20 protein-coding genes are annotated in these 20,379 nt (G+C 63.0%); 9 read left to right on the top strand and 11 right to left on the bottom strand.

What is annotated here, in order from left to right:
* Positions 1–43: 43 nt before the first annotated feature.
* Together EKH81_RS13555 and EKH81_RS13550 are read left to right on the top strand one after the other, a co-directional pair.
* The gene (locus EKH81_RS13555; protein WP_132058978.1) at positions 44–880 is read left to right on the top strand and encodes a proline dehydrogenase family protein; all 837 of its coding nucleotides are present in this window, start codon (positions 44–46) and stop codon (positions 878–880) included.
* A gap of 60 nt (positions 881–940) precedes the next feature.
* Positions 941–1,552 carry a DUF502 domain-containing protein gene (locus EKH81_RS13550; RefSeq protein WP_132058977.1) on the top strand — a complete coding sequence of 204 codons (612 nt, stop codon included), beginning with the start codon at positions 941–943 and terminating at the stop codon, positions 1,550–1,552.
* A gap of 39 nt (positions 1,553–1,591) precedes the next feature.
* Here the strand turns inward: EKH81_RS13550 and EKH81_RS13545 are convergent, their stop codons facing one another.
* The 6 genes from EKH81_RS13545 to EKH81_RS13520 all read right to left on the bottom strand — a co-directional run bounded on the left by EKH81_RS13545 (position 1,592) and on the right by EKH81_RS13520 (position 7,968).
* Positions 1,592–2,527, bottom strand: coding sequence for a branched-chain amino acid transaminase (locus EKH81_RS13545; RefSeq protein WP_132058976.1), 936 nt, complete (start codon positions 2,525–2,527; stop codon positions 1,592–1,594).
* 165 nt (positions 2,528–2,692) lie between these two features.
* Positions 2,693–3,706 (bottom strand): class I SAM-dependent methyltransferase, encoded by a 1,014-nt coding sequence (locus EKH81_RS13540; protein WP_132058975.1) that lies wholly within the window; start codon positions 3,704–3,706, stop codon positions 2,693–2,695.
* Positions 3,703–4,854: a 60S ribosomal export protein NMD3 gene (locus EKH81_RS13535; protein WP_132058974.1), complete on the bottom strand. Its 1,152-nt coding sequence runs from the start codon at positions 4,852–4,854 to the stop codon at positions 3,703–3,705. Before EKH81_RS13535 ends, EKH81_RS13540 begins: the two co-directional genes overlap by 4 nt.
* Before the next feature lie 159 nt (positions 4,855–5,013).
* A complete protein-coding gene (locus EKH81_RS13530) occupies positions 5,014–5,700 on the bottom strand; it encodes a hypothetical protein (RefSeq protein WP_132058973.1) in 687 nt (228 codons plus the stop codon).
* A gap of 102 nt (positions 5,701–5,802) precedes the next feature.
* Complete coding sequence (locus EKH81_RS13525) at positions 5,803–7,125, bottom strand: aminotransferase family protein (protein WP_132058972.1); 1,323 nt, start codon at positions 7,123–7,125, stop codon at positions 5,803–5,805.
* 90 nt (positions 7,126–7,215) lie between these two features.
* On the bottom strand, positions 7,216–7,968 hold the full coding sequence (locus tag EKH81_RS13520) for a CPBP family intramembrane glutamic endopeptidase (protein WP_132058971.1): 753 nt from the start codon (positions 7,966–7,968) through the stop codon (positions 7,216–7,218).
* Positions 7,969–8,093: 125 nt separating this feature from the next.
* Here EKH81_RS13520 and htpX point away from each other — a divergent pair, with 125 nt between their 5' ends.
* The 4 genes from htpX to EKH81_RS13500 all read left to right on the top strand — a co-directional run bounded on the left by htpX (position 8,094) and on the right by EKH81_RS13500 (position 12,265).
* Positions 8,094–8,969 carry a zinc metalloprotease HtpX gene (gene htpX / locus EKH81_RS13515; RefSeq protein ID WP_132058970.1) on the top strand — a complete coding sequence of 292 codons (876 nt, stop codon included), beginning with the start codon at positions 8,094–8,096 and terminating at the stop codon, positions 8,967–8,969.
* A gap of 344 nt (positions 8,970–9,313) precedes the next feature.
* Entirely contained in the window at positions 9,314–9,919 is a 606-nt protein-coding gene (gene pspAB / locus EKH81_RS13510) for a PspA-associated protein PspAB (protein ID WP_132058969.1), read from the top strand.
* A gap of 174 nt (positions 9,920–10,093) precedes the next feature.
* Positions 10,094–11,125: a DNA repair and recombination protein RadA gene (gene radA, locus EKH81_RS13505; protein ID WP_132058968.1), complete on the top strand. Its 1,032-nt coding sequence runs from the start codon at positions 10,094–10,096 to the stop codon at positions 11,123–11,125.
* Between the two features lie 147 nt (positions 11,126–11,272).
* Positions 11,273–12,265: an AI-2E family transporter gene (locus tag EKH81_RS13500; protein ID WP_132058967.1), complete on the top strand. Its 993-nt coding sequence runs from the start codon at positions 11,273–11,275 to the stop codon at positions 12,263–12,265.
* A 17-nt stretch (positions 12,266–12,282) separates the two neighbouring features.
* Here the strand turns inward: EKH81_RS13500 and sufU are convergent, their stop codons facing one another.
* The 5 genes from sufU to EKH81_RS13475 form a co-directional block, all read right to left on the bottom strand.
* Positions 12,283–12,702, bottom strand: coding sequence for a Fe-S cluster assembly sulfur transfer protein SufU (sufU, locus tag EKH81_RS13495; protein WP_132058966.1), 420 nt, complete (start codon positions 12,700–12,702; stop codon positions 12,283–12,285).
* A gap of 60 nt (positions 12,703–12,762) precedes the next feature.
* A complete protein-coding gene (locus EKH81_RS13490) occupies positions 12,763–13,209 on the bottom strand; it encodes a hypothetical protein (RefSeq protein WP_132058965.1) in 447 nt (148 codons plus the stop codon).
* Positions 13,210–13,272: 63 nt separating this feature from the next.
* Entirely contained in the window at positions 13,273–13,902 is a 630-nt protein-coding gene (locus EKH81_RS13485) for an HD domain-containing protein (RefSeq protein ID WP_132058964.1), read from the bottom strand.
* Between the two features lie 68 nt (positions 13,903–13,970).
* Positions 13,971–15,218 carry an aminotransferase class V-fold PLP-dependent enzyme gene (locus EKH81_RS13480; protein ID WP_132058963.1) on the bottom strand — a complete coding sequence of 416 codons (1,248 nt, stop codon included), beginning with the start codon at positions 15,216–15,218 and terminating at the stop codon, positions 13,971–13,973.
* Positions 15,219–15,431: 213 nt separating this feature from the next.
* Positions 15,432–16,937, bottom strand: a complete 1,506-nt coding sequence (locus tag EKH81_RS13475) for a globin-coupled sensor protein (protein WP_132058962.1) — start codon at positions 16,935–16,937, stop codon at positions 15,432–15,434.
* A gap of 357 nt (positions 16,938–17,294) precedes the next feature.
* On the opposite strand from EKH81_RS13475, the gene EKH81_RS13470 reads away from it, so the two are divergent.
* The 3 genes from EKH81_RS13470 to EKH81_RS13460 all read left to right on the top strand — a co-directional run bounded on the left by EKH81_RS13470 (position 17,295) and on the right by EKH81_RS13460 (position 20,367).
* Positions 17,295–17,936 carry a helix-turn-helix domain-containing protein gene (locus tag EKH81_RS13470; protein ID WP_238392194.1) on the top strand — a complete coding sequence of 214 codons (642 nt, stop codon included), beginning with the start codon at positions 17,295–17,297 and terminating at the stop codon, positions 17,934–17,936.
* A 96-nt stretch (positions 17,937–18,032) separates the two neighbouring features.
* Positions 18,033–18,617 (top strand): response regulator, encoded by a 585-nt coding sequence (locus EKH81_RS13465; RefSeq protein ID WP_238392189.1) that lies wholly within the window; start codon positions 18,033–18,035, stop codon positions 18,615–18,617.
* A gap of 355 nt (positions 18,618–18,972) precedes the next feature.
* On the top strand, positions 18,973–20,367 hold the full coding sequence (locus EKH81_RS13460; protein ID WP_162224628.1) for a PAS domain S-box protein: 1,395 nt from the start codon (positions 18,973–18,975) through the stop codon (positions 20,365–20,367).
* Positions 20,368–20,379: the final 12 nt, after the last annotated feature.

Below are 20,379 nucleotides of genomic sequence, written 5' to 3'. Positions count from 1 at the left end.
GAATAGCGCAATTTAAAGGGTCGCGGTCGAAAACGAACGCCAAATGATACCGCCCATCGCCAGCAACTTCGTCGCGGGCGAGACGCCTGCCGAGGCGCTCGAACACGCCCGGCAACTCAACGAGAGGAACGTGAAGGCAATTCTGAATCTGCTCGGCGAACACTACCACGACCGCGGCCCGGCCGACGAGGACGCCGAGGCGTACCTCCGATTGGTCGAAGACATCGAGGAGTCCGGCGTCGAGGCGTGCATCTCGGTCAAGCCCTCCCAAATCGGTCTCGACGCTGGCGTGACCGTGTTCCGCGAGAACGTCGAGCGAATCGCCGACTTCGCCGCCGCCCGCGACGTGTTCGTCTGGATAGACATGGAGGACCACACCACGACCGACGCGACGCTCGACGCCTACGAGGAACTGGCTCGCAAACACGAGGGCGGCGTCGGCGTCTGCGTGCAGGCGAATCTGCGACGGACCGAGGACGACTTGGCGCGACTCGCGGACGTGCCGGGAAAGGTCAGACTCGTGAAGGGCGCGTACGACGAACCCGAATCGGTCGCGCTGACCGAGAAGTCCGAGGTCAACGAGGCGTATCAGACGTATCTCGAATACATGTTCGAGCACTTCGAGGGCGGCGTCGCGGTCGGGAGCCACGACCCCGAGATGATAGCGCTCGCGAGAGACCTCCACGACGAACACGGCACCGACTTCGAGATTCAGATGCTGATGGGCGTGCGCGAGGACGCCCAGTTCGACCTCGCCGGCGAGTACGAGGTGTACCAGTACGTCCCCTACGGCGGCAAGTGGCTGTCGTACTTCTACCGGCGCGTGATGGAGCGCAAGGAGAACCTCTTCTTCGCACTCCGGGCGGTTCTCGGACGGTAGCCGACTCACCGGATAGCATCTAGTTTATAGTGCTGGGGTCGGATACTCGAAATCGAGAACATGTCCTCGTGGAAACGCGACGTCGCGAGCGGCCTCATCGTCCTCGTCCCCATCATCGTCACGGCATACATCGTCGCGTGGCTCTACCTGAAAATCGCGGGTCTTCCGTTCCTCGAAAGTATGGACCACGACATACTCCGAGTCGGGACGGTCCTCGCCGTGTTCAGCCTCCTCGTCCTCAGCGTCGGCTACATGATGCGAACCGCGGTCGGGTCGCTGTTCGAGGGCGTCATCGACGGTCTGATGAACCGCGTTCCCGTCCTCCGCGTGGTCTACAACGCCTCGAAGATGGCGGCCGAAACCGCGTTCTCGGACACCACCGACCTCCAAGCCCCCGTCAAACTCGAAACGTGGAACGGGATGCGGATGACCGCGTTCAAGACGGGAAAAACCGCCGAGGACGGCCGTGAACTCCTCTTTCTGCCGACCGCCCCGAACATCACGACCGGCTTCGTCATCGAGGTCGAACAGAGCCAGTACGAGGAGACCGACGAGACCGTCGAAGACGCGCTGACTCGCGTCCTGAGCGCGGGATTCGGCGAGACGAGCGAGTCGGGCATCCCCATCGACGTGCGGGACGAAAAAGAGGCGCAGTCGCCGCCGTCGCAGTAGTTGTCGTTTCGGTCGTTGTTTTCGAGAGCGGTTTCGGTCCTACGCCTCGACGTAGGTGAACCACTCGTCGTGGTCGTCGATTCTGCGGTTCACGAGGTCGAAGAACTTGCTCTGAATCTCCTCGGTCACGGGACCGCGGCTTCCGTTTCCGATGGTGACGTTGTCCACTTTGCGGATGGGCGTGACCTCCGCTGCCGACCCGCTGAAGAACAGTTCGTCGGCGGTGTTGAGTTCGCCCCGCGAGATGGTCGCGCTGTCGTGGACCGTGTAGCCCAGTTCCTCGGCGAGCGTGATGACCGTGTCGCGGGTGATGCCGTCGAGGATGCTCTCGGAGAGTCCGGGCGTGTAAATCTCGTCGTCGCGGACGAGGAACAGATTCTCGCCCGGTCCCTCGGCGACGTCGCCCTCCTTGTTGAGGACGATGGCCTCGGCGTAGCCGTTCCGGCGGGCCTCCTCACCGGCGAGCATGCTGTTGACGTACAGGCCGGTGGTCTTCGCGTTGGTCGGAATCTGGCTGGAGGCGTGCTTGCGCCACGAGGAAATCATGACCTCGACGCCGTTTTCGAGCGCCTCCTCGCCGAGGTACGCGCCCCACGGCCACGCCGCGATGGCGGTCCGAGTCGGATTGTCGCCCGGACTCACGCCGAGGCTCCCGTAGCCGTAGAACACGATGGGTCGGATGTAACACGACTCAAGTCCCTCGTTGGCGAGGAGTTCGGTAGTCGCCTCGGTGAGTTCCTCGGGGTCGTGGTCGATGTCGAGTTCGTAGGGCTTACACGAGTCGTAGAGGCGCTGGAGGTGTTCGTCCCACCGGAAGATGGCGGGGCCGTTCTCGGTGTCGTAACACCGAACGCCCTCGAAGACGCCCGTGCCGTAGTGCAGTCCGTGCGTGAGGACGTGAATCTGCGCGTCGTCCCAATCGACGAACTCGCCGTCCATCCAGATGGTGTCCACGTCCATCTCGTCGAAGCTCATACGTCCGGACGAACGGAGGCCACCTTTATGAGTGTTCACGGTTCGTCACGGACGATTATCCGCTTCCGGAATCGACGCCGGGGCGACATCTGCAACGGGGCGACCCGCCAGCGGGTCGCCCCGGCGTGCATTCTTAGTCCATCCCCGCGTCCAGACGAGGCGTGGTCACTCCATTCGCGCGTCCACGACGACGTGCCAGACGCCCTCGCTGTGGCTCTTGACTCTCCGGCGGTCGAGGACCTCGACCTCGCGGTCGCGCGAGGCCGCAGCCTCGCGCAACCGCAAGACCGGGCGGTCCCAGAGCAAGTCCTCAGGCGTGGTCTCGTGCATGTGAATCAGGCCGCCGGGTTTCAGGGCGTCGAGGGCGGCGTCGAGGTACTCGTGAGCCTCGTAGTAGCCCATCACCACGCGGTCGGCTTTCGGGTCGATTTCGACGTCCCGGCAGTCCGCCCGGAACGCCGAGACGCGCGCCTCAACGTCGTTGAGCATCGCGTTCTCCACGAGGAATCGGAACGATGCAGGGTTGCGCTCGGCCGCCGTGACCTCGGCTCCTGCGCGGGCCATCGGGAGCGTGAAGTAGCCGATTCCCGCGAACATGTCGAAGACGCGCTCACCGGGTTCGACCGCCTCGCCCATCCGGACGCGCTCGGCCTGATTGCCCGGCGAGAACATGACCTCCGCGAAGTCGAGCGCGTACCGAGTTCCGTGTTCGGTGTGGACCGTCTCGGTGTCGCCCGCGCCCGCGACGACCGACACCGAGGGTTCGCGGTGTTCGCCCGAGATTCCCCCGCGAGCGAGGACGGTGTCGGCCTCGCCGTGGAGGTCGAGCAGAGCGTCACCGACTTCTTCCCTGCGAGGGCAGTCTTCGGGGAACGTCGCGAGGACGACGCTTCCGACGACGGCCCACGATTTCGGCGCGCGCTCGATTTCTGCGTCGGTCCACCCCATCTCGCGGAGGTGGTCGTCGAGGTCCGACAGGCGTCGCTCGGGGGCCACCTGCTCGATTACGTCGAGAACGGCTGTCTCGCCGGGCGGATCGGTCACGGGGAGTTCGACCGTCTCGGCGTCGTGTTCCCGGACTTTTCGGGTCTCGTCGTAGACGCCCTCCGACCGGAGGGACGCGATGGCCGTCTCGCTATCGGGCTTGGCGACGACCGCGGCGAGGGATTCGTCGGTCATTCTCCGGTTCCGCCGCTCTCTCCGTCCTCGGGCACGACGTGGAGGCCCGCCCGACTCTTGAACACCGGGACCATCTCGGCGTCGGGGTCCATGTAGTCGGGGCGCGCGACGGTCTTGGCCCGATACGTCTCGGGGTCGAGGACCTGCACCGCGTGTTCGTCCTCGACGGTCACGAGGGTCGTCTCCTCGGCGTCCTCGATGCGCCCGAGTCGTCGGGCCTCTGGGGCGTCTCCCTCCTCGAATCCGGCCTCGTAGTACTCGCCCGTGGTGAGTCTAGTTCCCTTGAGGTTCCCCCGGACGCTCTTGACGAGGACCGGCCCGCCGTCATCGTCGTCGAGGTCGATAATCTCGCCCGGCGCGTACGGCGGCAGGCGGACCGCGAACGTCACCCGGTACACCTCGTTGCCGTCCTCGTCTTCGGTGACGAGCGTCTCCGAATCCGAGTAGCTCCCGCCGAACTCCTCGACCATCTTGGCCGCGATTTTCTTCCCGATGTTCGAGGTCGAGACCTTGATGTCCATCCCGTCGTCGGTCTCGCTCACGTCGGTCACGAAGGCGTCCCGGTCGCCGGTCGCCTCCATCGAAGCGACGATTTCGCGAGCGACGGTCTCGGCGCGCTCGGTCTCCTCGGCGGTCGGCGTGCGGTCCGCGGCCCGAATCTGGACGATGCTGGCGTAGTAGTCGCCCGCGATGCGACCGCACCGGGTGCAGGTCTGCCGGGAGATTTTGACCGGCACCACGACCGACTCCTCGACCGCGGTTCCGCGTACGATACCCGTGAAGTGACAGTGCATCCGGATGGTGTTCTGGTCCACCTGCTCGGGTTCGACGTGCCACGTCACGTCCCGCGCGTCGAGGTGGACGCCGAGCGCCTCGCTGACCTCCTCGACGGCGACGTCGGTGTAGTCCTCCGCGCCCATGTCCACCCAGCGATTCCCGCGATACACCGCGCCGCACCGGGCGCAGACCCGGACCTCGATTCGGTCGGGGGCGTCAACGAGGTCGAATCGCTCGAAGTAACACGAGTCACAGAGCTTCTGCTCCTTGCCGCGCAGCCCTGCAGAGTCCGGGAGCGGTTCGCGCTCGCCGGGGTCGCTCTCGATGGGGTCCCCGCAGTTCGGGCAGAACTCGCGGGCGTCGGTAGTCATGGCGTGAGGTAGGGGTCTCGCGCTTTTAAGTCTGAAGAAGCGGGCGAACTCATAGCGAGTGCTGTGAGTATTTTCAGCACCCGCCAGAAATTTCGAGGTGTCGAGGCGTGAATCCGTCGGTCTGTAACTTCCTACCGGCAGAAATCACAGCAATCACTATCACTCGTCGCGTTTCGGTGTCCGCTCGCCGACGCGAGCGAGACTTCGTTTCGATGCGCGAATCGCGGCCCAGATTTTCTTCCGACCGAAGAACGCGATGAGCAGTCCGGCGAGCGCGACGAGCAGGTCGAGGTTCTCGACGAACCACTGGGCGAACAGTTCGACCCGGCACGAGACCGGACACCGCGTTTGGAACGCCAGTTCCGCGCGGGCCATGCTCGCATCGACCCGCGACCCGACCCGGACCTCGACCACCGATTCCCCGTGAGGGAATTTTTCGTCCGGCGAGACCGTCACCGGTACGAATTCGTCGGTTCCCGCCTCAGTAGCTGGGATGTAGCCCACGAAGTCGAACTCCGAAAACATCCACGACCGCGGCATCGCGCGGACGGCGGGATGGTGGAACTCGAACGAGACCGGTGCGTCCGAGCGAACGGTAAAGCCGAGGAAAATCGCGTCCGAGGACGCCGAGACCACGTGAACGACGAACGTCATCGGCTGGTCTCGCGAAATGCGGTACGTCTCTGGCAGTACCGTCACGTCCACCGACCCGGTCTGACCGGCCAGCGCAATCTGCTCGGACCCGTGCCGTGCTCCCAGTGAATCGGTAGCCGCGGCGAAAGCAGTCGAACTACCGACGAGGACGGCGAGTACGCAAACCGCGACGAGTGCCTCGCTTCGGTTCATATACGTCCGCCGAGGGCGCCCCTCGACACCTTAGGAATCTAAGACGTACCAGTATATTACTGCTCTGTAAAACGTCGGACAGTTGTGGCGTCGTCCGAGTCGTTACGCGAACACTCCGCCAATCGCGTCGTCAAGCACGCCGACCGCCTCCCGAATCTCGCCCTCGTCCGCACAGAGCGGCGGCGAGACGATAATCTGGAACGCGGGCCGCCCGCTCCCGAACAGCACGCCCTTCTCGGCGGCGGTTTCGAGAACGTCCGAGACGGGGTTGTCCTCGTCGTTATCCGCCGCCCACGGGTGGACGAACGGGTCGCCGGTCTCCGGGTCGGCGAACGTGACCGACCAGAGGAAGCCCCGGCCGCGGACCCCGCTGACCGCATCGTGGGAGTCGGCGACGTTGCGGAGTTCGTCTTCGAGGAAGCCCGAGAGGTCCCGGCAGTTGTCGATGAGTCCGTTCTCGTACTCGTCCATCGCGGCGAGTCCGGCCGCGCACGCGACCGGGTGGCCCGCGAACGTCTGGCCGAGGTCGGTGCCGTCGTCGCGGATTTGGTCGCCGATTTCGTCGGAGACGACCACGCCCGCCAGCGGCGAGTACGAACTGGTGACGCCCTTGGCGAACGTTATCATGTCGGGAGTCACGTCCTCGGTCTGGATGCCGAACCAGTCGCCGCACCGGCCGAACCCCGCGATGACCTCGTCAGAAATCAAGAGGATGTCGTACTCGTCACAGAGTTCGCGGACGCGCTCGAAGTAGCCCGGCGGCGCGGTGTAGGCACCGCTGGTGCCCGCGATTGGTTCGGTGAGGATTGCGGCGATGGAGTCCGCGCCCTCGTTCTGGATGACGAATTCGAGGTGGTCGGCGGCCTCCTTCGCGAGTTCCTCGGGCGAGTCCGTGCCGAACACCTCCGGAAGCGGCGGGAGGAACTTCGCGGTGCCGGTGGTCGCGGCGTAGCGTTCGAGGGTCGCGCGCGTTCCGGGGTCGCCCGTGAGCGACCCAGCGCCGTAGGTGCCGCCGTGGTACGACTGCCATCGGGTCAGCACCTTGTGGGCGTCCTGATGCTCGCGCGCGAACTGAATCGCCGACTCGTTCGCCTCGCTTCCGGAAATCGAGAAGTACACGTCCGAGAGTCCGTCGGGCGCGACGTCGGCGATTCGACGGGCGAGCTTCGAGCGCGTGTCGTTGTGTTTCGACGACGAGACGTAGGGAATCCGCTTTGCCTGCTCGTTCATCGCGTCGATGATGGCGTCGTTGCTGTGCCCGGCGTTGACGCAGTAGAGTTGCGCGATGAAGTCGAGATACTCCGTGCCCTCGTCGTCGTAGACGTACGTTCCTTCCCCACGCGTAATCGTCGGGACGCTTCCGTCACCGTCGCCGTCGTACCAGTGTGGAAGCGACCCTTCCGAGACCGTCTGCTGTTCGGACATACACGCGTGTTGGCGGCCTCCAAGATAAATTTACCCGAACAGACAGCCAGCGTCGGTTTCTCCGAGCGAAAACGTGTCCGATGTCGGAAACTACCCCATGGCGCTGGCGAGGACGGCCGAGAGGTCGTCGCTCGAAAGCACGAGGTAGGCCAGCGCGAACAGGAGCGCGTCGTAGAAGCCGTGGACCAGAATCGGCACGAGCAGATTTCCGGACCAGACGTAGAGGTATCCGAGCAGAATCGACAGTCCGAACAGAATCGTCAGGGTAACGCCCACCGCGACGGGATTCGGCGTGGCGACGAACGAGGTCGGGACGTGGACGAGCGCGAACAGGACGCTCGCAAACACGATGGCGGCCCACTCGGGAATCGACTCCGAGAGGTACGGCTGGACGACCCCGCGGAACAGCAACTCCTCGGCCGGGCCGATTACGAGTATCGACAGCGGAATCAGTACGAGGAGGGTCGCCAGCACGCCCTCTTCGGCGAGCTGGGTGATGGAGTTGCCCGCGAGCGGCAGGCCGAGCGCCTGGGCCGCGAGGATGGCGACGATTCGGAAGACGAACAGACCGACCGTTCCGGCGACGACGAAGCCGACCTCCCGACGGCTCAGGAAGCCGAGATTCAGGTAGTCCCACCCCCGTCCGGTCGCCCGGAGGAACACGAGCGCGGCCGCCACGAACCCCAACTCCGAGAGGACGAGCGCGACCACGAACTCGGTCAGGAGGTCGAGCGAGACGAAGAAGACGGGAATCGAGAGCAGGACGCTGAACGCGACCCCGAGCACCGAGAGACCGGTCGCGGTGGCGACGCGCTTGAGGGGTCTCGTCGTGGACTGGGCCATCGCAGAGAACGGACAACGACCGCGGATAAATACGTTTGGCGGGGGCGGCGGCGACGCGCGTTTACGTTGGAGTCTGCGCGACAGTTCAAAGAACGTTTAAAACGGGTGACCCCCTATGGTCGGGTATGGAATGGAAAGCAGACTGGGGACTCCGCGGTCGGATGGTCCTCACGATGTTCCTACTGTTCGCGCTGTACGTCGTGTTCATCGGCGTGTTGTCACAAGTCGGGGTCAGGTTGGTGTTCCTCGTCGCGATAATGGGCGCGTTCTCGCTCGGGCAGTTCTTCTTTAGCGACAAACTCACGCTGTGGAGCATGGGTGCGAAGGAGGTCAGCGAGGACGAGTACCCCGAACTCCACCGGATGATTGGACGGCTCTCCCAGCAGGCCGACCTGCCGAAACCGAAGGTCGCGGTCGTGGACAGTCGCGTCCCGAACGCGTTCGCGACGGGACGCTCGCAGGACAACGCCGCGGTCGCGGTCACGACCGGCCTGATGCGCTCGCTCGACCAGGAGGAACTGGAGGGCGTGATGGCCCACGAACTCGCCCACGTCAAGAACCGCGACATGATGGTGATGACCATCGCGTCGTTCCTCTCAACCATCGCGTTCCTCGTGGTCCGGTGGGGCTGGTGGTTCGGCGGTGGCGGCGACAGTCGGAACCAGATGCCCGTCTGGGTCGCCATCGTGGCGTCGCTCGTGGTTTGGGTCATCAGCTTCTTCCTCATCCGGGCGCTGTCGCGGTACCGCGAGTACGCCGCCGACCGCGGCGCGGCGACCATCACCGGCAAGCCCGCGGCGCTCGCGTCGGCGCTGATGAAGATTTCGGGCGAGATGGACAAGGTGCCGAAAGACGACCTCCGCTCGGAGTCGGAGATGAACGCCTTCTTCATCATCCCCATCAAGAGCGGTCTCATCAGCAAACTGTTCAGCACCCACCCGGACACCGAGAAGCGCATCGACGCGCTCCGCGACCTCGAACGCCAGATGGAGTCGGCCTGAGACGACGAACTCGCTTTTCGGCCGTCACGGCACCTCAACGTAGGCGTAGCCGCCGCGCTGTCGGTTGAGCGCCTCGCTGACGCCCGCGGGCACGGTTCTACCGCGTCTGGGTGGACTGAAAGGGGCCGCTCGCTCGCGGCCGTAGGCCGTGGTCGTCTGACCGACCACTATCCGCGCCGGGCGGTGCTGAGAGGCGTGGATATGTCGGTCAGCGACCGCGAGCGAGCGGGGGCTTTCTGAGCCACCTTCATCGACTTCCTCCTCGCGGTTCAGAGTAACTCAATAATAATTCCATCCGTTCATAGGACACCTTCCTTTTTACCGACGACTGCGTACACACGCGCATGGGACTGTTCGACGGACTTCGAGAGGTGCTGGGCATCCGCGCCGAGGCCGACGCGACCCGGAAGGCGGACCCCGAGGACCTGTTCGGGATGAGCACGGCCTACATCACGATGGAGGCCGAGATGGGCTACGAAGCGGTCGGCGAGGCCGCGCTGTGTTTCTCGGAAGTGGACAACACAGACTTTCAGGACGCGCTCGACGAGGTACACGATATTCTGGAGTTCGGCGCGGAGGAGACCGGCACCGAGGCCGAGGGCCACACCGACGACTACGGCTACTCGTGGGTCGTCCTGCGCGACGACGACTTCGAGGACCTCGTGACGAGCCTCCACTTCGCGGCCGACACGCTCATCGAACACGGCTACGGCTCTCGGTTACTCGCCGCGATATTCGGATTCGACCGCGACGGGACCCACGCCTACTGGGTGTACTCGTTCCGGCGCGGGTCGTACTACCCCTTCGTTCCGCAGGGCACGAGCGACCGCGACTCGGGCGCGGAGTTCAAACTGGAGAGCAACCTCGACCGCGAACTCGAAGTCGAGAGCGACAAGGAGTACTGGTACCCCCTCTGGCCCGACGCGCCCGGCCAGCATCCGTGGGAGTGAACTGACGCGCCCGAACCGCGGTCGGACCGACGGGAGGCCGACCCGGCCCCGTCTCGTCATCCCTTTTTAAACCGCGTCAGACGCACGTCTGACTCGCTCCGCCTGCTTGCATTTTCACTTTCACTCTACTGTTAACGGGGGTTTATATGACGAGGCGCACAAGCCAGAATTACGATGCCAGACGAAGACCTCGAAGAACTACCGGGCGTGGGTCCGGCGACGGCCGAAAAGCTTCACGACGCAGGATTCGACTCCTATCCCAGTCTCGCAGTAGCGAGTCCCGCCGAGCTCTCGAACACCGCCGACGTGGGCGAATCGACCGCGGCGGACATCGTTCAGGCGGCCCGCAAGGCCGCCGACGTGGGCGGATTCGAGACCGGTGCGGCGGTCCTCGAACGACGCGAGAAAATTGGAAAGCTCAGCTGGAAAATCGACGAGGTGGACGACCTGCTCGGCGGCGGCGTCGAAACCCAGTCCATCACCGAAGTGTACGGCGAGTTCGGAGCCGGGAAATCGCAGGTCACCCACCAGCTCGCGGTTAACGTCCAGCTTCCGAAAGAGCAGGGCGGTCTCGGCGGAGCCGCGATGTTCATCGACAGCGAGGACACCTTCCGGCCCGAGCGAATCGACGACATGGTTCGGGGTCTCGAAGACGACGCGCTCCAGGCGCTCATGGACGACCGCGAGATAGAGGGCACGCCCGACGACGACGAAGCGATGGACGAACTCGTCGAGAGCGTCCTCGACCACATCCACGTCGCGAAGGCGTTCAACTCCAACCACCAGATGCTCCTCGCGGAGAAGGCCCAAGAGCTCGCGAGCGAGACCCAAGAGGACGAGTACCCCATCCGCCTGCTCTGCGTGGACTCGCTCACCGCCCACTTCCGCGCGGAGTACGTCGGTCGTGGCGAACTCGCCGAGCGCCAGCAGAAGCTCAACAAGCACCTCCACGACCTCGACAAGGTCGGGAACCTCCACAACACCGCCATCGTGGTCACGAATCAGGTCGCGTCGAACCCCGACTCGTTCTTCGGCGACCCGACCCAGCCAATCGGCGGTAACATCCTCGGTCACAAATCGACGTTCCGCATCTACCTCCGGAAATCGAAGGGCGACAAGCGCATCGTCCGACTCGTAGACGCGCCGAACCTCGCCGACGGCGAGGCCGTGATGCGCGTCCAAGACGGCGGACTGAAGCCCGAATAACGACCTCGACAGTTCGGCGAACCGAGGCGCTATGCGCCTCGGTTCGCCGACGGTACGGACCCTCGTCCCCCGAATCACGATATAGAACGTGTAGCCACCCGATTCCGGCCCTTCTGCCTTTACGGACGAGGGCCGTATTCGTGGCGCATGAAGGCGCGGACCGGGTTCGCAATCGTGGTTGTCGGAGCGCTGGCGATTCTCTCCGCGCTCGTCGTCCGACCGTTTCTCGGGTACGTTCTCGGAGCGGTGTTGCTGGCGTTCGTGTTCACCCCCCTCCAGCGGCGACTGGAACCGGTCGTCGACGAGCGAGTAGCGGCCGCCGGACTCGTCACGCTCGCGGCCGTGGCGGTCCTCGGCCCGGTTGCGCTCCTCGTGACGGTTGGTCTCGTAGAAATCGAGAGCCTTCCGACCTCGGTGGACGACCTCCGGGGACTCCAGTCGGTCCAGACCAGCGTGGAGAACTCGCTCGGAATCCGGATTGGACCGATTGTCGAGAGGCTGTTCTCGGGAATCACGGCGGGCATCGGCGAGCGAACGTCGCAAATCGCCGAGGCCGGAGTCCACGCGTTCTTGGGACTCCTGTTGCTCGTGTTCCTCCTCTACTACCTGCTCAAGGACGGCGAAGACCTCGTTCGGTGGACCAAGCGCGTCACGCCGCTCCCGCGCGAGGTGCAGGACGAACTCTACGCGGAGGCCGAGGACGCGACGTGGGCCGTGCTGAAGGGACACATCTTCGTCGCGTTCGTGCAGGGGTTCGTCGCGGGACTCGGTCTCTTCGCGACCGGCGTCCCGAACGCCACGTTCTGGACCGGCGTGATGGTGGTGCTGGCGCTGATTCCCATCGTCGGCGTCGCGCCGGTGCTCGGCGGGGCGGCAGTGTATCTGGCGCTGGAAGGCCGACCACTCGCTGGCGTGCTGGTCGTCGTCTACGGACTCAGCATCGTCGCAATCGTGGACGACTACCTGCGGGCGATGGTCATCGAGAAGGGGTCGTCGCTCCACTCGGCCGTGATTCTACTAGGTGTGTTCGGCGCGGCGTACTTCCTCGGTCCCGTCGGCCTGTTCGTCGGTCCGATAATCCTCGCGCTGTTCAAGGCGACTGTCGAGGTGTTCTCCGACTACTACGGCCTCTCGGCGTGAATCGGAAAAGCGGCCGCCTACTCCTCGGTCGAGGTCTTGTCGAGGTTCTTCTCGCCCTCGTAAATCTCCACGCCGTCCTGCACGACCTTCTCGGCGAGGACCGCGCACTTCACCCGCATCGGGCTGATATCCACGCCGAGCATATCGATGATGTCGTCGCGGTCCATCTCGCGCATCTCCGCGACCGACATGCCCGGCAGTTTCTGAGACAGCATGCTCGCGCTGGCCTGACTGATGGCACAGCCGTCGCCCCGAAACGCGACGCGTTCGATGGTCTCTTCGTCGTCGTCGAGTTTCACGTCGATGGCGATTTCGTCGCCGCACATCGGATTCTCGCCAGCGTGTGAGTAGGTCTTTTCGTCCAGTTCCCCGTGATTCCGCGGGTTCTTGTAGTGGTCGAGAATCTGCTGACGATACATGTCCGAGCCCATGCCCATTGTTAGAGCAGTGTAGGTGAGTATCGCGTAAAAGGGTTGCGCAGGCGGGATTACGGCGGTTCAGACCACGTAGCCGATGACCGAGGCGTTCAGTACGAGGAGCGTGGCGACCAGCGCGTTCGTCCGGAACGCCATCTTGAGCCGAGTCGGGAGCGCCGAAACGCGGTCTTCGCGGGCGGATTTGGTCTCCCACCACGCCCAGACGCTCGTGAGCGAGAAGACGCCGTAGAGAGTCATCATCGCTATCAGGGCCGTGCCGCGCGACCCGCCGGGGAGTTCGTTGTTGTAGAGAAACAGGAGCGCCGCGCCGCCCGACGCGCCCATTACTACGATGCCCCCGAGCGCGAACCACTTCAGCGAGTCGAGCACGTCGAGCGCGAACCCGGGCGCGTCGTGACGCTTTGCCGCGGGCACGACGAGCATCGACGTAACCAGATAGCCGCCCGCCCAGAGGACCGCCATCAGCGTGTGCGAACCCATCACCGCCGCGAGTGTCCAGTCTACCATGTTCGGAGCGAGGAACTCACCCGACAAAATACGGACGGTTCGCGTCTCGGAGATTCGGCGAGGTCAGACCTCGCCCGCGACCTCGCGCTCGAATCGGTCGAGAAATTCGACGACGAACTCGCGGCGCTCCGCCGCGAGTTCGCGGCCCGCCTCGGTGTACATCCGGTCGGGGAGCGAGAGAATCTTCTTGTGGAAGTGATTGAACTGGGTCGCTCCCGCGGCAGTGTCGTCGTCCTCGAGCGACAAGTCGGAGTCGTACAGCACTTGGCCGAGTTCGCCGCCGTACGCGAAACACCGCGCGATGCCGACCGCACCGAGCGCGTCGAGATTGTCGGCGTCCGAGAGGAGTTCGGCCTCCCGACTCTCCGGTTCCACGTCGTTCGAGTAGCGGTGCGCCCGGATGCAGTGCTGGACGGCGCGGACGGTCTCGGCGCGAGCGCCGAGACCGTCCGCGAGGATGTCGCCCGCCTCGCTCGCGCCCCACTCGGCGTGGTCTTCGATTTCGCCGCGGTCCTCTCTCGCCCGACCGATGTCGTGGAGCCAGACCGCGGCGAACAGCACGTCCTCGTCCACCTCGTACGCCTCGGCGAGCGTCTCGGCGAGTTCGCCGACCCGCTCGACGTGGTGCCAGTCGTGCGCGGGCGATTCACTATCGAAGTATTCGCGGGCGCGTCGGCGGACTGCGTCTCTCATGGGTCGGCGAACGCAGGCCGAGCGTGAAAAAGAATCGAAACGTCAGGCGAACAGGTCGCTCGCGGTAGTCAGGCGAACAACTGCCGCGCGTCGTCAACCGCCTCCAGCAGAGCGTCGATTTCGTCCGTCGTGTTGTAGATGTAGAACGATGCGCGCGCCGACGCCGCGATGCCGAGTTTGTCGTGGAGCGGTTGGGTGCAGTGGTCGCCCGCCCGGATGGCGACCCCGTGGTCGTTCATGATAGAGGCGAGGTCGTGGGCGTGGACGCCGTCGAGGTTGAACGAGACGAGGCCGCCGCGGTCGCGCGCGTCGGTCGGGCCGTACACCTCGATGTCGTCGAGTTCCGCCATCCGTTCGAGGGCGTAGCCCGCGAGTCGCTCCTCGTGGCGCTGGACGTTGCTCATCCCGATGTCTTCGAGGTACTCGACAGCCACGGCGAGACCGATGGCTTCGGCGATGTTGGGCGTCCCGGCCTCGAACTTCCACGGCAGGTCGTTCCACGTCGTCTCCTCGAACGTGACCTTCCGAATCATGTCGCCGCCGTAGAGGTACGGTTCCATCTCCTCCAGAATCTCTTTTTTGCCGTAGAGACACCCGATTCCGGTCGGACCGACCATCTTGTGGCCCGAGAAGGCGTAGAAGTCGGCGTCGAGGTCCTTCACGTCCACCGGGCGCGTGGGAACCGCCTGCGCGCCGTCGAGGAAGACGTAGGCGTCGTGGTCGTGGGCGAGGTCCGCGAGTTCTTCGGCCGGGTTTATCGTGCCGAGCGTGTTCGAGACGTGGACCGCGCTCACCATCTCCGTGTCGTCGGTCACGAGGTCTCTCGCGGCCGCCATGTCGAGGTAGCCGTTGTCGGTCACGGGGATGAATTTCACGTCCGCACCGGTCTTCCTGCCGATTTGTTGCCACGTCACGAGCGAGGCGTGGTGTTCCATCTCCGTGAGCACGACCTCGTCGCCCGGCCCGAGTTCGTTGAGTCCCCACGCGTAGGCGACCAGATTCTCGGCTTCGGTGGTGTTCTTGGTGAACACAACCTCCTCGCGGCCGTCCGCACCGATGAAGTCGGCGACCGTGTCGTGGGCCTCCTCGTAGGCGATGGAGGCCTCTTGGCTGAGTTGGTGGATGCCGCGATGGACGTTCGCGTTGTACGTCCGGTAGTACTCGGACATGGCGTCGATGACCTGATTCGGCTTCTGGGTCGTCGCGCCGTTGTCGAGATACACCACCTGCTGGCCGTCGTTGACTTCGCGTTCGAGGATGGGGAAGTCCTCCCGTATGCGCTCCACGTCGAACGCGTCCGATTTCTGAAGTCCCATTGTGGATATTTAGGGGTTCGAGGATGAACATTCCTTCGGTCCGGGCGGGGGTTCGTAACCGGAATCGGTTTCGCTCCGCACTTCAATCGGATTCTTCGCAGGAGTACGCACCTCTTTGGCTCGCGGGGGTTACGTCCGGCCACGAGCGACACCGATATCGTTCTCGACAAGGCGTGGCGCGACGACCACCGGAGGCCGAATCGCACGTTTTTCTCAGTTGGGGTTGGACGGCCGAAATTCGAACTCGCTCTCGTCGTCGGTATCACTCAGTTGTTCGCAAGAGTCCTCTATCTTGCGAATCTTCTCACTTTGTTCCTCCGTCGCCGCCGCCACGGCTTCGATTTCGCCCGAGATGTCTTCGGCTTTCTCCGCCGCTTGATCGACCATCGCGGCGATCTCCTCGGTGCTCGCGGCCTGCTCGTCGGTCGCCCCGGCTACCTCGTCGATGCCGTGGACGGTCTCTCTGACGCCTTCCACGATGTCGGTCAGCGTCTCGACTGCCGTCTCGACGTTTTCGAGACCGGCTTCGACCCGGTCTTCGGTCGTCTTCAGGCTCTCGACCGTGTTCTCGGTGCTCTCCTCGATATCACTGATCATCGACTCGATGTTCTCGGCCTGCGCCTTCGACTCCTCAGCCAGCGATTTCACCTCGTTGGCGACGACCGCGAACCCGCTTCCGGCGTCGCCTGCGCGGGCGGCCTCGATGTTGGCGTTGAGCGCGAGGAGATTCGTCTGGTCGGCGATGTCGTTTATCACGTCGACGACCGCGTCGATTTCCGCGACCGTCTGCTGGAGATCAGTCACGTCCGTGTTCACGTTGGTCTGAGCGCGGTCGATGTCCTCCATCGCGTCGATAGCGTCGTTGGCGGCGCGCTGGCCCTCGTCCGCGAGTTCTTCGGTCTCCCGACTGGTCGAAGCGACCTCCTCCGCACTCGATGCGATCTCCTCGACGGTCGCGCTGAGGTCAGCGACTTCGCTCGCGACCTCGTTCATGCTGGCCGACTGACCGTCGGCGAGGTCGCTTATCTGACTCGAACTGGTCGCGATTTCGTCGGCCGAGTCGCCGAGCTCTTCGACCGAAGCGGTTATGTCCTCAGAGACTCGCTTTCGAGTTTCGAGTTCGGACGACAATCGATCACTGTACGAATCGATGTACGCATCCATTGCGACCTGCTGGTCGACGTTCGTGATTCGGAGCACCGAGAGGATGTCTTCGACCGTCTCGTCGAGTACTGACGACGCGTCTTGGTCGAGGTCGGCTTTCGCATCGTCGGCGATGGCCCGAACGAGTCCCTCGTAATAGACGACGTACGCACCGAGGTGGATCTTGGGCCCGAGGTCGAGCAGGTCGTGAATCTTACCGATGCGGGCGCGTCGGTGGAAGTAGTCTCGCCCGTACTCGCCGCTTCCGAGGTCGATGAGGTACTGTGATTGGGTCTGCTTCAACTGTTCGATGCTCCGAGTCGAACGGTCGAGGATGGTGAGCGTCTCGTCGTACTGTTGGAGGTGGTCGTAGAAGTCGGCCACCAGGTCGTCCGCGACGCGCTCGAACAACGGTCCGAGTCGTTCGAGTCGCCGGACGTCGTCGTCGTCGAAGCCCGCGTAGTCTTTCCGCCACTCGATTTCCTCGCCGTCGAGACCGATGGCCGCGCTCGTTTCCTCTCCGTCAACGCGCGCGGCCAACGATTTCTGCGCACCTGTCTTTTTCGCGGAATCCATATCGTTTGTCATGTTGGAGAGTGAATCGTGTGGCGCTGGCCGAGGTGAGTACCGGAATCGTTGAGCTCCTCAGTCAATCCCGACCAGTATGGGTGGACGGTGAGAGACAGGAGATATAACAGTTAGCCCGAATTATTTGCACTTTAATATGAATCGTGTATGCTCGTGGAGTATTACTACGACCAGAATATTGGTTTCAGATAGAAAAAGTATAAGTTGTGGAATTGGAAGAAAGCCTCCAAAAACGGGAAAAATAACAAAACATTCAAACGACGCTTACCCCTCTCAATACCTGTGACCTCCGGTATCAGTGCCCGAATCGGAATCCAGCCCGTCGGTCGCTGTCCAATCGTGGACATGGCGAAGGCCAGTTTTATCGCCGGGTTCGTTCCCGCTAGCAACGACCAAGCTGACAGTCAGATACTCGTCGAAGCTCGCCACACGAACGAACTCGACGATTGGCCCCATCTCGTACCGACCCTTCGGACGGACGACTACACGTACTACCGGGTGACCGGGTTCGGTAAAGAGGAGGACATCTCCACCGACGAAGACGACTCCTCGATCGGCCGTTCGGCGTGCAGAGAATGTGACGTGACGGAGTGCTTGCTTTCGACGTTCTCATTCCTCCCGACGCTACCGTACGAGTGCTTCTGGCGGAAAGAGGAACTACACCTCAAATTCGCGTTTCGGAACCAAGACGAGCTCAAAACGGTCGTGGACCGTTTCCGAAGGGCGGGATACACCGTCGAACTCAAACACCTCGCTCTGGGTGACGCCGACCTCGAAGTCGAGTCGAGCGTCCGTATCGATCTCCAGTCACTGACCGCTCGTCAGCGAGAGGCCCTCAGGGTCGCCGTGGAAGGCGAGTATTTCGGGGCCGACGGAGCGGACACAGAGGATCTTGCCGACGAACTCGGTGTTTCGGCGTCCACGTTCTCCAGTCACACGCGAACCGCAGTTCAAAAACTCCTCCGGCAGACGTTCGACGTCGAGTGATTCTATTTAAAAGAGCGAACTGTTTGGCGACACGTTGATTTTAACATGTTTGGATAAAGCACGTACGGCCGGTAGCTTACCAAACTGTGACAAAAGATGGATTCGGACGACTCCGAACAGTCCACAGTGCTCATCGTGGACGACGAACCCGCACTCGTGACAACATTCGCAGCGTGGCTCGAATCCGAGTACGACGTTCGACAGGCAACCTGCGCAGAAGAAGCGCGCGAAAAACTGAGTGGGGCCGACATAGTGCTACTCGACCGCAAGATGCCGGATACCACCGGCGACGAACTACTCGAAGAGATTCAAGCACGTGACGTCGATGTCGAGGTCGGGATGTTAACTGCCGTCGAACCCGACATCGACGATATGGACATGTCGTTCGATGCCTACGAAGTCAAACCGATTGGCAGCGAAGAACTTCTCTCGCTCGTCCAATCGCTCGAACAGCGAGCGACCTACGGAGACCAACTTCGCGAACTCTACACACTCGCGGTCAAGCGAGCGACGTTGATAGACACCCAAGGCGAGGCTGAGTTAGCCGAGTCTCCGAAGTTCGCTTCTCTCACCAGACGGTTGACCGAACTCCGCGAGCGGACGGATGAGTCGCTACGAGAGTTCACCGGTGGTAAGTACGACGCCGCGTTTCGGATGCTCCGTGAGAGTGACAATGACTGAAAGCGCACCATATCTCGAAGTCGGAGGTCCGACGAGCGACGATTCCTCAATCGACCTCAACGTACTCGTCGTTACCACCGACCAAGGTCGTGGTGACGCGACGGCCGCGCTCCGCGACCACCCCGAACTACGAATCGAGAGCACGGCTTCGCCAAACGAGGCACTTGACCGCCTAGAGGAAGAGCCAGACATCGACTGTGTGGTCGTCTCTGCAACCGCGCTGACGGGTGATGGACACTCGTTTCCGAGCGCGGTTCGGGAGAGCCACCCGGGAACACCCATCGTACTCGCCGAGTGGGGGAAATCGGGACTGCTCGCTGACCAGATATGTCGAGAGGTGAGACGGTGTCGCGGTATGAGCGACCTCGTGGGGTTCCGAGAGGCCGTCGAACACGCTGGACACGCCATCATGTTAACCGGGCGGGACGGCACTATCGAGTACGTTAATCCCGCATTCGAGGAGATAACGGGCTACGACGAGGAGGAAGCGGTCGGAAAGCGGCCCAGTTTGCTGAAATCAGGCGTCCACGATGCGGAGTTCTACGTCGACCTGTGGCAGACTATCCTCGACGGAGAGGTATGGGAGGGCCAACTTCAAAACCGCCACAAGTCGGGGGAAGTCTACCCCATCGAGCAGACCATCGCACCTATCGAAGACGAGGCTGGAAACGTAGTGCGGTTCGTCGCGATTAACCGCGATATCTCCGAGCGAGTCGAACGAGAGCGGCAGCTCGAACGGTCGCAAAAAAAGTATCGTTCGCTCATAGACGCTGCACCCGACGCTATCGTCGTCGCCGATGCCGAAACGGGCGAGATAGTCGAAGTTAATCGGGCCGCGGCCGAACTGACGGGACGGTCCCAATCGGAACTCGTCGGGTCGTGTCAGTCGATTCTCCATCCAGACGACGAGTACGAGCGCTATCGACAACTGTTCGCCGACCACGTCGAGTCGGAGTCTGCGGTCATCCGGGAGTTACCCGACGGGACGGAGATAGAGGTAGTGAACGCCGACGGTGAAACCACGCCCGTCGAGATAAACGCCCAGTTGATAGAGGTCGACGGTAAACAGTTGTTTCAGGGAATCTTCCGCGATATTTACCAACGGAAGGTCCACGAACGCGAACTTCGTCGGCAGAACCGTACGCTCGAATCGTTCGCTCACACGGTTGCCCACGACCTTCGGAACCCGCTCAACGTGGTGCAGGGCAAAATCGAACTCGCTCGAAACACCGGCGAAGGAAAGTTTTTGGAGGACGCTGAGCAGGCGGCCAATCGGATGGAACGGCTCGTTGAGGAAGTGCTGGAGCTCGCCAAACAGGGCCGTACGGTGCTCGAGTCCGAACCGGTGTCGCTTGAGACGTGTGCCGAGACAGCGTGGGAGGTCGTAGACGCTCCGGGCGGTGTGCTCTTGGTCGAGTCCGATATACAGCTGATGGCCGACGAAACTCGACTGTACGAACTGTTCGAAAATCTGCTTTCGAACGCCGTGGAACACGGCGGAACAGGCGTCTCGATTCGAGTCGGGGCGCTCGACGACGGTTTCTACGTCGCCGACGATGGACCGGGAATTCCGACCGACCGACGCGACAGAATCTTCGAGTCGGGATACACGACTTCAGCAGACGGGACAGGCTTTGGTCTCGCCATTGTGAAACAGATTATCGATGCACACGACTGGGAAGTAGCAGTCACCGAGAGTACAACGGGAGGAGCACGATTCGAGGTGACTGGTGTCGAGCTACGAGACTGATTCGACCTTTTG

The organism is Halorussus amylolyticus, assembly GCF_004143485.2.
GTDB classification, from domain to species: domain Archaea; phylum Halobacteriota; class Halobacteria; order Halobacteriales; family Haladaptataceae; genus Halorussus; species Halorussus amylolyticus.
Note: the sequence above shows the minus strand (reverse complement) of the source record. Positions and strands in the feature narration are given on the sequence as shown.

Bases quoted from the DNA above. Each gene is read 5' to 3' on its own strand.
- EKH81_RS13530 (WP_132058973.1), bottom strand. From the start codon at position 5,700: ATGAACCGAAGCGAGGCACTCGTCGCGGTTTGCGTACTCGCCGTCCTC.
- EKH81_RS13490 (WP_132058965.1), bottom strand. From the start codon at position 13,209: ATGGTAGACTGGACACTCGCGGCGGTGATGGGTTCGCACACGCTGATG.
- EKH81_RS13465 (WP_238392189.1), top strand. From the start codon at position 18,033: ATGGATTCGGACGACTCCGAACAGTCCACAGTGCTCATCGTGGACGAC.
- EKH81_RS13500 (WP_132058967.1), top strand. From the start codon at position 11,273: ATGAAGGCGCGGACCGGGTTCGCAATCGTGGTTGTCGGAGCGCTGGCG.
- EKH81_RS13545 (WP_132058976.1), bottom strand. From the start codon at position 2,527: ATGAGCTTCGACGAGATGGACGTGGACACCATCTGGATGGACGGCGAG.
- EKH81_RS13535 (WP_132058974.1), bottom strand. From the start codon at position 4,854: ATGACTACCGACGCCCGCGAGTTCTGCCCGAACTGCGGGGACCCCATC.
- EKH81_RS13460 (WP_162224628.1), top strand. From the start codon at position 18,973: ATGAGCGACCTCGTGGGGTTCCGAGAGGCCGTCGAACACGCTGGACAC.
- EKH81_RS13540 (WP_132058975.1), bottom strand. From the start codon at position 3,706: ATGACCGACGAATCCCTCGCCGCGGTCGTCGCCAAGCCCGATAGCGAG.
- EKH81_RS13525 (WP_132058972.1), bottom strand. From the start codon at position 7,125: ATGTCCGAACAGCAGACGGTCTCGGAAGGGTCGCTTCCACACTGGTAC.
- EKH81_RS13470 (WP_238392194.1), top strand. From the start codon at position 17,295: ATGGCGAAGGCCAGTTTTATCGCCGGGTTCGTTCCCGCTAGCAACGAC.
- radA (WP_132058968.1), top strand. From the start codon at position 10,094: ATGCCAGACGAAGACCTCGAAGAACTACCGGGCGTGGGTCCGGCGACG.
- EKH81_RS13480 (WP_132058963.1), bottom strand. From the start codon at position 15,218: ATGGGACTTCAGAAATCGGACGCGTTCGACGTGGAGCGCATACGGGAG.
- pspAB (WP_132058969.1), top strand. From the start codon at position 9,314: ATGGGACTGTTCGACGGACTTCGAGAGGTGCTGGGCATCCGCGCCGAG.
- EKH81_RS13475 (WP_132058962.1), bottom strand. From the start codon at position 16,937: ATGGATTCCGCGAAAAAGACAGGTGCGCAGAAATCGTTGGCCGCGCGC.
- EKH81_RS13520 (WP_132058971.1), bottom strand. From the start codon at position 7,968: ATGGCCCAGTCCACGACGAGACCCCTCAAGCGCGTCGCCACCGCGACC.
- sufU (WP_132058966.1), bottom strand. From the start codon at position 12,702: ATGGGCATGGGCTCGGACATGTATCGTCAGCAGATTCTCGACCACTAC.
- EKH81_RS13555 (WP_132058978.1), top strand. From the start codon at position 44: ATGATACCGCCCATCGCCAGCAACTTCGTCGCGGGCGAGACGCCTGCC.
- htpX (WP_132058970.1), top strand. From the start codon at position 8,094: ATGGAATGGAAAGCAGACTGGGGACTCCGCGGTCGGATGGTCCTCACG.
- EKH81_RS13550 (WP_132058977.1), top strand. From the start codon at position 941: ATGTCCTCGTGGAAACGCGACGTCGCGAGCGGCCTCATCGTCCTCGTC.
- EKH81_RS13485 (WP_132058964.1), bottom strand. From the start codon at position 13,902: ATGAGAGACGCAGTCCGCCGACGCGCCCGCGAATACTTCGATAGTGAA.